This is a genomic window from Paraburkholderia sp. EB58 (assembly GCF_050436665.1).
Taxonomy (GTDB): domain Bacteria; phylum Pseudomonadota; class Gammaproteobacteria; order Burkholderiales; family Burkholderiaceae; genus Paraburkholderia.
The window spans coordinates 26,423-38,480 of sequence record NZ_JBNDMQ010000058.1 but is presented as its reverse complement, the minus strand read 5'-3'; the positions used below and the strand labels follow the sequence as shown (position 1 = coordinate 38,480).

General features: G+C 59.8%; 12 protein-coding genes and 1 pseudogene. 9 read left to right on the top strand and 4 right to left on the bottom strand.

Going from position 1 to position 12,058, the window contains the following annotated elements:
* A pseudogene (locus P3T40_RS42300) lies at positions 1-111 on the top strand (cytochrome d ubiquinol oxidase subunit II); the annotation flags it as partial.
* Positions 112-146: 35 nt separating this feature from the next.
* On the opposite strand, the gene P3T40_RS42295 reads toward P3T40_RS42300, so the two are convergent.
* Positions 147-1,055, bottom strand: a complete 909-nt coding sequence (locus tag P3T40_RS42295; protein ID WP_429273620.1) for a LysR family transcriptional regulator — start codon at positions 1,053-1,055, stop codon at positions 147-149.
* A 98-nt stretch (positions 1,056-1,153) separates the two neighbouring features.
* On the opposite strand from P3T40_RS42295, the gene budA reads away from it, so the two are divergent.
* The 8 genes from budA (at position 1,154) to P3T40_RS42255 (ending at position 9,460) form a co-directional block, all read left to right on the top strand.
* Entirely contained in the window at positions 1,154-1,930 is a 777-nt protein-coding gene (gene budA, locus P3T40_RS42290) for an acetolactate decarboxylase (RefSeq protein WP_429273619.1), read from the top strand.
* Positions 1,931-1,998: 68 nt separating this feature from the next.
* Positions 1,999-3,684 (top strand): acetolactate synthase AlsS, encoded by a 1,686-nt coding sequence (gene alsS / locus P3T40_RS42285; protein ID WP_429273618.1) that lies wholly within the window; start codon positions 1,999-2,001, stop codon positions 3,682-3,684.
* 125 nt (positions 3,685-3,809) lie between these two features.
* Positions 3,810-4,277: a MarR family winged helix-turn-helix transcriptional regulator gene (locus tag P3T40_RS42280; protein WP_429273621.1), complete on the top strand. Its 468-nt coding sequence runs from the start codon at positions 3,810-3,812 to the stop codon at positions 4,275-4,277.
* A 116-nt stretch (positions 4,278-4,393) separates the two neighbouring features.
* Positions 4,394-4,933, top strand: coding sequence for an FUSC family protein (locus tag P3T40_RS42275; RefSeq protein ID WP_429273617.1), 540 nt, complete (start codon positions 4,394-4,396; stop codon positions 4,931-4,933).
* A 31-nt stretch (positions 4,934-4,964) separates the two neighbouring features.
* Complete coding sequence (locus P3T40_RS42270; protein WP_429273616.1) at positions 4,965-5,570, top strand: uracil-DNA glycosylase family protein; 606 nt, start codon at positions 4,965-4,967, stop codon at positions 5,568-5,570.
* A gap of 256 nt (positions 5,571-5,826) precedes the next feature.
* Complete coding sequence (ilvD, locus tag P3T40_RS42265; protein WP_429273615.1) at positions 5,827-7,689, top strand: dihydroxy-acid dehydratase; 1,863 nt, start codon at positions 5,827-5,829, stop codon at positions 7,687-7,689.
* A 284-nt stretch (positions 7,690-7,973) separates the two neighbouring features.
* Complete coding sequence (locus tag P3T40_RS42260) at positions 7,974-8,234, top strand: DUF1488 domain-containing protein (RefSeq protein ID WP_429273614.1); 261 nt, start codon at positions 7,974-7,976, stop codon at positions 8,232-8,234.
* A 254-nt stretch (positions 8,235-8,488) separates the two neighbouring features.
* Positions 8,489-9,460, top strand: coding sequence for a Dyp-type peroxidase (locus tag P3T40_RS42255; protein ID WP_429273613.1), 972 nt, complete (start codon positions 8,489-8,491; stop codon positions 9,458-9,460).
* Positions 9,461-9,563: 103 nt separating this feature from the next.
* Here P3T40_RS42255 and P3T40_RS42250 read toward each other — a convergent pair whose 3' ends face one another.
* From P3T40_RS42250 to P3T40_RS42240, 3 genes are all read right to left on the bottom strand, one after another.
* On the bottom strand, positions 9,564-9,989 hold the full coding sequence (locus P3T40_RS42250) for a VOC family protein (RefSeq protein WP_429273612.1): 426 nt from the start codon (positions 9,987-9,989) through the stop codon (positions 9,564-9,566).
* Between the two features lie 165 nt (positions 9,990-10,154).
* Positions 10,155-10,703, bottom strand: coding sequence for a hypothetical protein (locus tag P3T40_RS42245; RefSeq protein WP_429273611.1), 549 nt, complete (start codon positions 10,701-10,703; stop codon positions 10,155-10,157).
* Positions 10,704-10,989: 286 nt separating this feature from the next.
* The gene (locus tag P3T40_RS42240; RefSeq protein ID WP_429273610.1) at positions 10,990-12,054 is read right to left on the bottom strand and encodes an FUSC family protein; all 1,065 of its coding nucleotides are present in this window, start codon (positions 12,052-12,054) and stop codon (positions 10,990-10,992) included.
* Positions 12,055-12,058 lie beyond the last annotated feature (4 nt).

Genomic DNA, 12,058 nt, shown 5'->3' with positions numbered 1-12,058 from the left:
ACGCTCACCTTCATGCTGTTCGGAATCGGCATCGTCTTCCCGATCATGGTCGGCTACAACCTGTACCAGTACCACCTGTTCCGCGGCAAGGTCGTTACTGTCAAACACTGACACAGTATGAGTGCAACGCACAACGCGTTCGCGTCTCACCCTAAATCGTCCACCTTGCGATCGCGGACCGAACGTTTGGCCACATCGACGAAATCGCGCACTACCCGTGAGAACTCGCCGAACCGATAGGCAAGAACGATTTGAGCCTTCGGCTGAGCGCCCTCTATTGCGTGATAGCTCACGCCCGCGTGAATCTGGCGGATAGAGTTGGGGACGATAGAGATGCCGAACCCTGCGGCAACCATGCTGACGGCCGACGCAACCTGCGTGGATTCCTGCCCGAGTTGCGGAGTTAGGCCGGCGCGCTGATAGGCCGACATCACCTCGTCGTAAAGAACCGGTGCGATCGCACGCGGAAACATGATCAGCGTCTCGTGCGCGATCGAACGCAGATCGATACTCGGCGACGCTGCCAATGCATGCTGAGGCGGTAGCACAATCAGCATATCTTCATCAAGGAGTGCCTCTGTCTTCACGCGCTCCGACTCTTGCGACGTCTGCCGAATGATGGCGAGGTCGATTCGCCCCGCCGTCAGATCGTCGATCAACGCTTCCACATTGCTCTCCGAAGGTGATAGTGTCACCGCCGGGTGAGACTCGCGATACGTGCGCACGATGTCTGCAATGATGGGATGAAACACCACTGAGCTCGCAAAGCCGACGCGAATGCTGCCGGTTTGTCCGCGGGCAGCACTCTGCGCCCGGCTTTTCGCAAGCTCGACCTCACTCACGATGCGCCGCGCGTCTTCATAGAGTACGCGCCCGGCATCGGTGAGCTCCACTCCGCGCGTCAGACGGTGAAAAAGCTGCGCGCCGATTTCACGTTCGAGCTTTTGTACCTGCTGACTGAGGGGTGGCTGAGCCATGCCGAGACGCTCCGCGGCTCGTGTGAAGTGCCCTTCCTCGGCGACGACCACAAAGTATTTGAGGTGGCGAAGTTCCATATCAATCTCGTCTAGAAGAGCACTGCTCTCTATATTAGACGTAAGCGCTGTCGGGAAACATACTGTCGTTGTACTTCATCGTTGCGGGAAAAAAGATCATGGAAACGACAGGCGTGTGCTCTTGCGTACAAGAGATTGCAAAAACATTTTCACAGCTGGCCAATAGACAGGAAAGCGAGATTTTTCAGACGTCGTTGATGAGCGCACTCATCGATGGCGTGTACGACGGAAGCATGACAGTCACGGAGTTGCTTGAGCACGGCGACTTTGGTCTCGGTACATTCAACGACCTTGACGGTGAACTGGTCGCCTTCGACAGCGAAGTTCACCAACTGCGTGAGGACGGTAGCGCTCGTGTCGCCGGCATGGACCAGAAGACACCGTTTGCCGTGATGACGTTCTTCCGCCCGAGCATTACCGGGCAGTTGTCGACCAGGCTCGAGAAGGTCGCCGTACAAGAGCTCATCGACAACATGGTGGGTTCGCCCAATCTCTTTTGCGCGTTTCGCATCGACGGTCGCTTTGAGCGCGTCGAGACGCGCACTGTTCCACGCCAGCAGAAGCCGTATCGCCCGATGCTGCAGGCAATCGAAAAGCAGCCGACCTTCGCGTTTGAGAACACGTCAGGGACGTTGATTGGTTTTCGTTGTCCGCCGTACGTGCAGGGCATCAATGTGGCCGGTTTTCACGTCCATTACATAACGGATGATCGAAAGGGCGGCGGCCATGTGCTCGACTATAGCCTGCTCGAAGGCAAGCTCGAGCTGGCGAAGATCTCGAAGCTCCGGATCGACCTTCCGCATACCGAGAGCTTCCAGCAAGCAACATTGCATTCGGACGAGATGAGTGCGGCGATCGAGGCCGCGGAGGGTTGATAAAGCGGCAGACCTCAAAGCGTTCCGGCATTGTGATTTCAGCTTTTTTCGAATTTTTGGAGTGAATCATGTTAAAGAGTACTAATGACGTCGAGACCCTGTGGGAGTGTGGCGCCGATCTGGTGGTCAAAAACCTTGAGGCTCAAGGCGTAAAACATGTCTTTGGTATCCCCGGTGCAAAGATCGATCGCGTCTTCGACTCGCTGGTTGATTCGACGATCGAGACAGTTGTCGTCCGACATGAGGCGAACGCCGCGTTCATGGCTGGGGCGGTGGGCCGCTTGACAGGTAAGGCAGGGGTCGCGCTCGTTACGTCGGGCCCTGGCGCCTCGAATCTCGTCACCGGTCTTGCCACCGCCAACTCCGAAGGGGATGCGGTGGTGGCGATTGGCGGCGCGGTGAAGCTTGATGAGCGCCTGAAGCAGGTCCACCAAACGATGGACACGGTAAGCCTCTTCAAGCCGATTACGAAGTACAGCGCGGAAGTGGTCACGTCATCGTCGATCTCCGAGGTGATGAGCGACGCATTTCGCGTCGCCGAACGTCCCCGGCCGGGCGCCGCGTTTGTCAGCCTGCCAATGGACATCGTCAACGCGCCTGCAAAGGGTGCTGTATTCGGCGACGTGGGTGTGCCGGCAATGGGGCCCGCACCCTTGGACGAGATTCGTGCGACGGCGGAGTTGCTCAAGCTCGCAAAGAGTCCGGTGCTGCTGCTCGGAATGCTGGCGAGCCAGCCGGAGAATGCCGACGCGGTTCGCAAGTTCGTTGCGCAAACGGGTACGGCGGTGACGGGCACGTTTCAGGCGGCCGGCGCGCTCGGTTCCGCACAGTTCGCGCGCTTCGCAGGCCGCGTTGGACTTTGGGACAATCAGCCCGGTGATCAACTGCTCGCTCAGTCGGACCTCGTCGTGACGGTGGGATATAACCCCGTGGAGTATTACCCGTCGCTGTGGAACAAAAATGTTCGGCGGTCGGTAGTCCATATCGATGTACTGCCCGCCGATACCGACCGGCACTATCGCCCCGCAGTCGAACTGGTCGGCGACATCGCGAAGACGTTGGAACTGCTTGCTGCCGAGCTCGGCACCTTGAACACATCGCCTGAGGCGAACGCAATTCTCTCGACGGTCGCCCTGGCACGTACCGCGCTGACGAAAAAATACGCGGGTCGCGGCGGCGCCCCGGTCCACCCGTTGCGCATCGTCAAGGAGCTACAGGACATCGTGGACGCTAACACGACGATGTGCGTGGACATGGGCAGCTTCCATATCTGGATTGCGCGTTATCTTCACAGCTTCCGCGCGCGGCAGTTGCTGATCACGAACGGGCAGCAGACCATGGGCGTGGCGCTTCCCTGGGCGATTGCGGCATCGCTCGTGCGCCCAGGTGAGAAGATCATCTCGGTCTCTGGCGATGGCAGTTTCATGCAGTCCAGCATGGAACTGGAAACCGCGGTGCGACTCAAGTCGAATATCGTTCACGTCATCTGGGTCGACAACATGTACAACATGGTGGAAATTCAGGAAGTGCAGAAGTACAAGCGCCGCTCGGGTGTCGAGTTTGGACCGATTGATTTCAAGGCCTATGCGGAGGCGTTCGGTGCAGCAGGATTTGCGGTCAACTCTGCAGACGAACTGCGCTCGACGTTGCGTAAAGCGATGGAGGTTGAGGGGCCGGCCGTCGTCGCCATCCCGGTCGATTACGCCGACAATCCGAAGCTGATGGCCCCGCTGCGTGAGGATTACCTGCTCTGACAAACGGAATGTGGTGTTGCGACGGCGCAGACACGTCAAGGTTCGGATCTGAAAAAGTAAGTTACATGCACCCTTTTTTGGTATCCACTAGAATGACCGCACGCGTTTTCTATGGCATCCAGATCATGACTGTCCCGTCGTCCAAACCCGTTTCCGAATTCAGTGACTACCAGTTCGGGGACAGCGTTGGATATCTGATTTCTCGCGTGAGTGCAAAGCTGTGGAATATGGGCACCCAGCGCACGATGCCTGAACTGGGTATTACGAGTGCACAAGGTAGTGTCCTGTTCATGGTGGCAAGCGGGAAGTGCACGACGGCCGCGGAACTTGCACGTGAGTATGGCATTGACGCTAGTGCTGCTACTCGGCTGGTCGATCGTCTGGAAAAGCGTGGTCTGCTTACCCGTTTGCGCTGTAGCAAGGACAGACGTATCGTCCGGCTTGCAGTGACGCCAGAAGGCAGTGCCATAGCCGAGCAGATGCCGGCCATCTTTGCAGGCGTTCGCGAACAGCTGCTATCCGGCTTCACCCCGGAGGAGGTCGGATTCCTTAAGAGCATGCTTCGCCGCGCGCTTATCAACGGCGGCGGTTAGCCAGACAGATCACGACAATCAGTAAATAATTTGATTGGCAAAGCTTAATAAAATGATCTGCGGTTCGGGCAACAGATTCCGCTTAAACGAAGAGACTTAGGCGGTGGATTGACTCCATGAAAGAAACGAACCCACGTATAGGCGTCTCGCCTGAAGATTTCATCTTGACCGCGACGCAGGCAATCGCATGTCTTGTCACCTATTGGATAATCACCCATGGCTTCGTTCGTTATCTAGATCACGCCGATGATCTTCTCGGGGGCATGTGGGCCACCGTCGCCACGGCCTTCGTATTCAGGAAATCCGGTTCCGAGAGTTTCGCGGCGGGAGTTTCGCGTCTGATTGCGACGGGCGTAAGTTTTGTGCTCTGCCTGGCTTATCTTTCGGTCCTGCCGTTTAACGCCGTGGGCATGGTGGCCCTCCTGGCAATGGGCACCTTGGTGATGACGCTGCTGGGTCGCCGCGACGGCATCGTTACTGCAAGCGTAACGACTATCGTTGTGTTGGTCGTCGCGGCAATCGACCCGCGCCATGCTATGGAGCAACCGCTGCTACGCTTGGTGGAGACCGCGGTTGGGGTCGCGAATGGCCTTTGCTGGAGATTTGTCGGTTCGTTACTTGTATCCCGTATCGGCGAGAGGGAGCCTGCGCGATGACGTCGCACCATCCCGTCACGGAATCACCCACATGACAGTTGTGAAGCAGATTCCTCTGAATGACCTGTTGCGGGACATCCGCGCTTGCACGATCTGCGCGCCTTTTCTGCCGCACGGCCCACGCCCGGTACTCGCAGCGTCCGAAAGCTCGCGGATTCTGATCATCGGCCAGGCGCCCGGCGCGCGAGTTCATGCATCAGGCGTTCCATGGAGCGATGCGAGCGGTGCTCGCCTACGTACATGGCTCGACGTCGACGATGCGACCTTTTACGACGATCAGAAATTTGCTCTTGTGCCGATGGGATTCTGTTTCCCAGGTCGTGGCGCAAGCGGTGACTTGCCACCACGGCCCGAATGCGCCGCACACTGGCACCATGATCTGCTAGCACAGATGCGCTCGGTCCGGCTCACGTTGCTGATCGGACAATATGCGCAGCGGTTTGGACTCGGCGCAGCAATCGGTGCCACGTTGACCGACACCGTCCAGCGGTGGCGAGACTTCAGCCCGCAAGTGATTCCATTACCTCATCCATCGCCACGCAACATTGCGTGGTTCAAGCGCAATCCGTGGTTCGAAGCCGATGTGTTGCCGACACTACGTGAGCGTGTCGCGCAGGCGTTGTCTGATTCTGCGTAGCTCACGGGCAGCAGTTCTGTCCTCTTGATCGCCCGCTCACCTCCCATTAATACTTTTTGCGACCTAATTACGCCGAAAAAATATATTGGACGTCTCACCGGCGATCTCGCACCATTCGTACATTCCCAGTCCACCGTGCATACCATCGCAAAGTCCCCGCCTGCGGGCTCCCGGCGTGCCGTCGCCGTCCGCAAGGGTGCCTCGGTTGACCTGGGCACAATTCTAATTTCGACGACCCCAATACCAGAGGATCCAGATGCCTGACTATCGCTCACGAACTTCGACTCATGGCCGCAATATGGCCGGCGCCCGCGCGTTGTGGCGCGCCACCGGAATGAAGGACGGCGATTTTGGCAAGCCGATTATCGCGGTGGTGAACTCGTTCACCCAGTTCGTGCCGGGCCACGTGCATTTGCGCGATCTGGGCGCGTTGGTCGCGAAGGAAATCGAAGCGGCCGGCGGTGTGGCCAAGGAATTCAACACGATCGCGGTGGACGACGGCATCGCCATGGGCCACGGCGGCATGCTGTATTCGCTGCCCTCGCGCGAACTGATCGCCGACTCGGTGGAATACATGGTCAACGCGCACTGCGCCGACGCCATGGTCTGCATCTCCAATTGCGACAAGATCACCCCGGGCATGCTCATGGCCGCCATGCGCCTGAACATTCCCGTGGTCTTCGTCTCGGGCGGTCCGATGGAAGCGGGCAAGGTCAAGTCGCCGACCGACGGCCAGGTGATCGCCAAGATCGACCTGATCGACGCGATGATCAAGGCGGGCGACTCCAGGGTGAGCGACGCGGAAGTAGCGGAAATCGAGCGCAGCGCCTGCCCGACGTGCGGTTCCTGTTCGGGCATGTTCACCGCGAACTCGATGAACTGCCTGACCGAGGCAATCGGCCTGGCGTTGCCCGGCAACGGCACGATCGTCGCCACGCATGCATGGCGCAAGGGCCTGTTCGAGCAGGCTGGCCGTCTGGTGGTGGACCTGTGCCGCCGCTACTATCAGGAAGAAGACGCATCGGTTCTGCCGCGCAGTATCGCCAGCAAGCAGGCGTTCGAGAATGCCATGGCGCTCGACGTCGGCATGGGCGGTTCGACCAATACCGTGCTGCACCTGTTGGCAGCCGCGCAGGAAGGCGGTGTTGATTTCACGATGTCCGACATCGATCGCATCTCGCGTAAGGTGCCGTGCCTGTGCAAAGTAGCGCCCGCAACCGATAAATTCCATATCGAAGACGTGCATCGTGCCGGCGGCATTCCCGGCATTCTCGGCGAACTGGCCCGCGCGGATCTGCTCGACCTGTCGTGTGGCAACGTGCATAGCGGCACGCTGGGTGATGCCATCGCCAAGTGGGACGTCGCGGGTGGCGCGGGCGAAGACGCGCAGAAACTCTTCCGTGCGGCTCCGGGCGGCATTCCGACCACCGTCGCATTCAGCCAGGAAGCCACCTTCGCCTCGCTGGATACCGATCGCAAGACCGGCTGTATCCGCAGCAAGCAGAACGCGTATTCGAAAGACGGCGGCCTCGCCGTGCTCTACGGCAATCTTGCGGAGAAGGGCTGCATCGTCAAGACCGCGGGTGTCGACGAATCACAATGGGTGTTCTCCGGCCGCGCGCGCGTCTTCGAGAGTCAGGACGATGCCGTGGAAGCCATTCTTGGCGACAAGGTGGTGGCGGGCGACGTGGTCGTGATTCGCTACGAAGGCCCCAAGGGTGGCCCCGGCATGCAGGAAATGCTTTACCCCACGTCGTATCTGAAATCCAAGGGCTTGGGCAAGAGTTGCGCGCTGTTTACCGATGGCCGTTTCTCCGGCGGTTCGTCGGGACTGGTGATCGGACACGCGTCGCCGGAAGCGGCAGAAGGCGGCACGATCGGTCTCGTGGAAGAGGGCGATGTGATCGAGATCGACATTCCCAACCGCAAGATGCATCTGGCGGTGTCGAACGAGGAACTGGCGCGTCGTCGCGAAGCCATGGAGGCACGCGGCGACAAGGCGTGGCTGCCGGTCAATCGTGAGCGCGTGGTGTCGCAAGCATTGCAGGCCTACGCCGCGCTCGCGACCTCGGCCGACCGTGGCGCCGTGCGGGATCTCTCGCAACTCAAGCGCAAGTGAGTCGGGACTGCTCTATCGCAGTGATGCGAACAGGGCCAAAGAGACCGATAGGCCACGTACGGCCTATCGGTCTCTGCGCTGATCGGCCTATAGGCGTCGGTCAGCGACAGTCAGTCAGAGACAGCCACGCCCTCGCAATGAGGGCAGCACGCGTCCGCGGAATGCATCTTGCTGCTCAATACACAGGTCTCTGCACACGCGTCGACCCTTCAATCCGGAAACACGCAATGAATGACGACGCTTGATGCAGCACCTTTTTCACTTACGAGAGAAAGGAGGGATTCATGACTGTGGTGTTTTCCGGGCGGCGTGAAGTGGTGGCCGCAGCACGCGTTGTTTTCGAGGCGCTTGTTGATGGCAAGGACATCTGGTGCAGCGTCTCCGCTGATGCATTGGATGACCATTTTGGCAATCAAGGCCGATTTCCTGCGGATCTGCTACGTACTTTTGAGGCGCACCGGGTCGCGATTGAGGATGCGGCTACACGTGTGCTCGAACGCAGCGGAGCCCGTTCGGTAGAACTGGAAACTGCTGACTTTCACTGAGGGGCGGGCAGTGGGCGGGCGCATCTGCGCCCGCGGCGCGCAAGGAGGGCGTTGCAACGACCCATTTACTGCCCGTTTGCTTTCTTTTCGGCGTTCTGAATATTCTCCGGATAGTCATTCTGGTCGGGCGCGGTTTCGCGCTGTCCCGCAAGGGGCGTACCCGGGCACATTGCACTTGACCCATGCCTTGGATGAATGCTTGAATTTGGCAGGGTTGTTCTTCGACAATCCTCACATCGCGACAGGAGGGACCCGTGGGCCCGACATCTTCGCCGATATCCGCCGCCCAACGCGCGCTCGACACGGAGCCGCAATCCATTGACGCTCCAATGTCGGCGGCTGCCGCATTCCTGGTCCTCATCGTCAAGGACGACGAAGCGTCGATCTCCACCGCCCGTTCGGTGGTCGCCAGTACCGACGACCTCGTCAAGGACGTCAGGATCCGAGCCGATGGCGGCGTATTCACCTGCAACGTCGGGATCTCGCATCGTGCCTGGGGGCCACTCACAGAGAAACCTGCGCCCAAGGAGCTCGCGCCATTCCGGGAGGTGCGGGGCGCCAAGCACACTGCGGTGGCCACAGCGGGCGATCTGCTGTATCACATCCGCGCGGAGTCGACTGGCGTGATCATCGAGTTCGAGAAGCTTCTCCTCGAAGCCTTTGGCGACTCCGTCACTGCAATCGACGACGTGGCGGGATTCCGCTACTTCAACGGGCGTGACCTGCTCGAATTTGTCGACGGCACCGCGAATCCCGATGGCCTCGACCTGCCCGTCGCGACGATCGTCGGTGAGGAGGATCCAGCCTACGTCGGCGGCAGTTACGTGGTGATCCAGAAGTACCTGCACGACCTCGCAGCGTGGCGCGCCCAGAAGGTGGAGGCCCAGGAGGCGATCATCGGCCGCACCAAGTTCGACAACGTCGAGCTGCCGGACGCGACCGAGGGTCAAAAATCGCACAAGACACTCTGCACCATCGAGGACGCCGAGGGTGAGCACGACATCCTGCGCGACAACATGCCGTTCGCTGTCCCCGGCCGCGGCGAGTACGGCACCTACTTCATCGGCTATTCGCGCCACCTCTGGGTGATCGAGAAAATGCTGGAACGCATGTTCATCGGTAACCCTGAGCCACTTCACGACCGGATCCTGGACTTCTCCAAGGCCGTCTCCGGCGTGACGTTCTTCGCTCCAGCCCGGAAGTTCCTGAGCGACCTTGATGGCTGATGGGTTGTCTCAGCGGCTGATAGCTTCACCGCACCGCGCCGCGCCGGGAGCCGGTAATCGCTCGCGACACATTCCGTAGTTGCACGACGATGCTCGCGTGGCCTTACTTCGCGAACAGCATATCGAGGCTCGCGAACGACTTGAATTCGAGCGCATTGCCGCTCGGGTCCAGAAAGAACATGGTGGCCTGTTCGCCCGGTTCGCCCTTGAAGCGGATGTACGGCTCGATCACAAATTGCATGCCGGCGGCCTTCAGCTTTTCTGCGAGCGCGGTCCATTGCGGCATCGTCAGGAGCGCGCCGAAGTGGCGCACGGGGACGCCGTGTCCGTCGACGGCATTGGTCGAGCTCACACCTGTTTCACCCGGCGCGAGATGCGCGACGATCTGGTGGCCGTAGAGGTTGAAGTCGACCCAGTCGGGCGCGCTACGGCCTTCGGGACAGCCCAGCAGGTCGCCGTAGAACGCGCGCGCTGCCTCAATGCTGTGGACCGGGAATGCGATATGGAACGGGAGGAGTGGGGTAGTCATGGCGACAGGGACTTCCAGAAGTTGAAGGAATGTGCGCTTCATCAAGCGTCTGGAGAGCATGTTAGACATGACGATCGTGAATGAATAACGATATATTTCCGGTCTGAGAATCAAATTTTTCGATGAATTGATATGCTGCAGTGCTCAGCCCGTTAGTTCGTCAGTTCATGCTCGCTTTGCCACCCGCTGCTCGGGATACCACGACGTAAACTTCACCGTTGCTATCAGTGCCACTACCGTTGCGATGATTCCCGTCGAATGTGGCAGCGCCGGCACGTAAGCCATCACGACATCGGCCAGCACGAGCACACCGAATGCGACGGCCCAGGCTGCGCTGATCACGTAGTTGGTATGCACGAAGTCCGGGCTGTGCCAGTGCTCGCGACCGACGACCTCGCGAGCGTATTGCAGCGTGAACGGCTGCCGCAAAGCGAGCGACGCCAGCACGATCAGCATCAAACCGGCATCGACACGCAGCCGCACCGCGGCGATCGACCATTGCACATCGTTCGCGAGCGCATAGACGGTAAGGGCGCCGAACAGCAGGGCCGTGCCGATTTCCAGCACCTTGACGCGGCGGCCCGGTGTCACCAGATCGCGCACCAACAAAACAGCAGCGACGATCGCGCCAGCGGCGAGTCCCGCCGGTACGCCGACCATGCGCTCGATCACCACGAACGCGATAAAAGGGGCAAACGCCAGAAGAAGATTCATTTTGAGCTCCAGGGTGTCCAGTCATTCATGCAGTAGCGTGAGTTAGCGCTGCCGCAATAAAGGGGTTGGGCAAGCGGGAAGTGTCGTCGCCCAATAATGTTTCCGGTGGAAAGATATTAGTGGATAATGAGCTGTTTGGTCAATCAATCTTTCCATTGTAAAAATTTATCGGAACCGATTCGTCGTTATGAGTGCAATCCCAGCACGCTGCGGAGCCTCGGAATCGTTGCAGGCAAGAGATCGCGCGGCCGGTCAGGCAAGCCAGCGCAAAGTTCCGCACGCCGCCCTATTTGCTGCGGTCCGAAGATCGGAGCGGAAAAATAAGCATGGCGGCGGCCAGGCCGAGTGTTCCGCCCAAAAGCGTCTCCCAGGCGCGAGCGGCGAGCACGGGGATTGAGTGCATGCCACTTGCCGCAAGCGTCACGATCAACGTAAAAGCGAAGGCTCCGCAGGCGATGTCGTAGCGTTCTGGCAGGGCCATGGCATAGATGATCATCGCAAGTGCGGCTGCTGCCCATATCAACAGCGGCGTGTGCTCTGCAAGCGGCAGGCAGGCAAGCCCGATTGGAACGCCGATCAGCGTACCGATAATCCGGCGACGCACCCGCTGCATCGTACCGGTCGCCGAACCTGCGACAACGTAGGTGCACGCGGTGATGGCCCAAGCAGACTCTTCGAGGCCGATGATGCCGTTCAGCAAGACGATGACCAGCGAGCCGATGGCCGCCTGCAATCCCATGAAGAACTCCGGCGAGCATTTTCCGGGAGTCGGCTCAGGTCCGGCAGAGAGCGCGGCAGCGATGACGGGTCGTTCCGCGGGGCCGCTTAGCATGCGTGGCACGACCGACGCCAGCGTGGCGATCAGCGCGGCAATCCCGATCGCCCTCAGGTCGGCCGTCGTTAGATGGGCGCCGTATGCGAGCAACTCACCAATATAGATCTGCGATCCCGTTCCGGCGCCAAGGATGCCGAATCGTTTGAGATATCCGACCAGGAACGCGCCAGTCACGAGAACCAGTTCTGGTCCCGCCCGGCCTGCGTGTTGCAGCGGTCCGGATAAAACCACGAACAGAACTGCGCCTAACGCAGCGGCAAAGCACAGCAGCGTGAGATCACGGCTTGACTCGGCTCGTTTTGTCCTGCCCTCGGACACGCTCGCCCACAGGGCGAAGCTGCCAGCCAGGAAACCCAGCGAGATGCTGCTGGGCACACTGTGGGCAATGTCCTGCAACGTCCCGAGTGCGGCCGCGATGCCGTACGCCGTCACAAGTCGCAAGCCCTTGATTCGACGGTGCGTACCGGGATCGACGCGCGCTAGCCAGCGGTCGACAACCGCTACTGGCCGCAGCATGCTC

What these genes read in the sequence shown, in the direction of transcription:
- P3T40_RS42295 (WP_429273620.1), bottom strand. Translation starts at nt 1,055, where the DNA reads ATGGAACTTCGCCACCTCAAATACTTTGTGGTCGTCGCCGAGGAAGGG.
- budA (WP_429273619.1), top strand. Translation starts at nt 1,154, where the DNA reads ATGGAAACGACAGGCGTGTGCTCTTGCGTACAAGAGATTGCAAAAACA.
- alsS (WP_429273618.1), top strand. Translation starts at nt 1,999, where the DNA reads ATGTTAAAGAGTACTAATGACGTCGAGACCCTGTGGGAGTGTGGCGCC.
- P3T40_RS42280 (WP_429273621.1), top strand. Translation starts at nt 3,810, where the DNA reads ATGACTGTCCCGTCGTCCAAACCCGTTTCCGAATTCAGTGACTACCAG.
- P3T40_RS42275 (WP_429273617.1), top strand. Translation starts at nt 4,394, where the DNA reads ATGAAAGAAACGAACCCACGTATAGGCGTCTCGCCTGAAGATTTCATC.
- P3T40_RS42270 (WP_429273616.1), top strand. Translation starts at nt 4,965, where the DNA reads ATGACAGTTGTGAAGCAGATTCCTCTGAATGACCTGTTGCGGGACATC.
- ilvD (WP_429273615.1), top strand. Translation starts at nt 5,827, where the DNA reads ATGCCTGACTATCGCTCACGAACTTCGACTCATGGCCGCAATATGGCC.
- P3T40_RS42260 (WP_429273614.1), top strand. Translation starts at nt 7,974, where the DNA reads ATGACTGTGGTGTTTTCCGGGCGGCGTGAAGTGGTGGCCGCAGCACGC.
- P3T40_RS42250 (WP_429273612.1), bottom strand. Translation starts at nt 9,989, where the DNA reads ATGACTACCCCACTCCTCCCGTTCCATATCGCATTCCCGGTCCACAGC.
- P3T40_RS42245 (WP_429273611.1), bottom strand. Translation starts at nt 10,703, where the DNA reads ATGAATCTTCTTCTGGCGTTTGCCCCTTTTATCGCGTTCGTGGTGATC.
- P3T40_RS42240 (WP_429273610.1), bottom strand. Translation starts at nt 12,054, where the DNA reads ATGCTGCGGCCAGTAGCGGTTGTCGACCGCTGGCTAGCGCGCGTCGAT.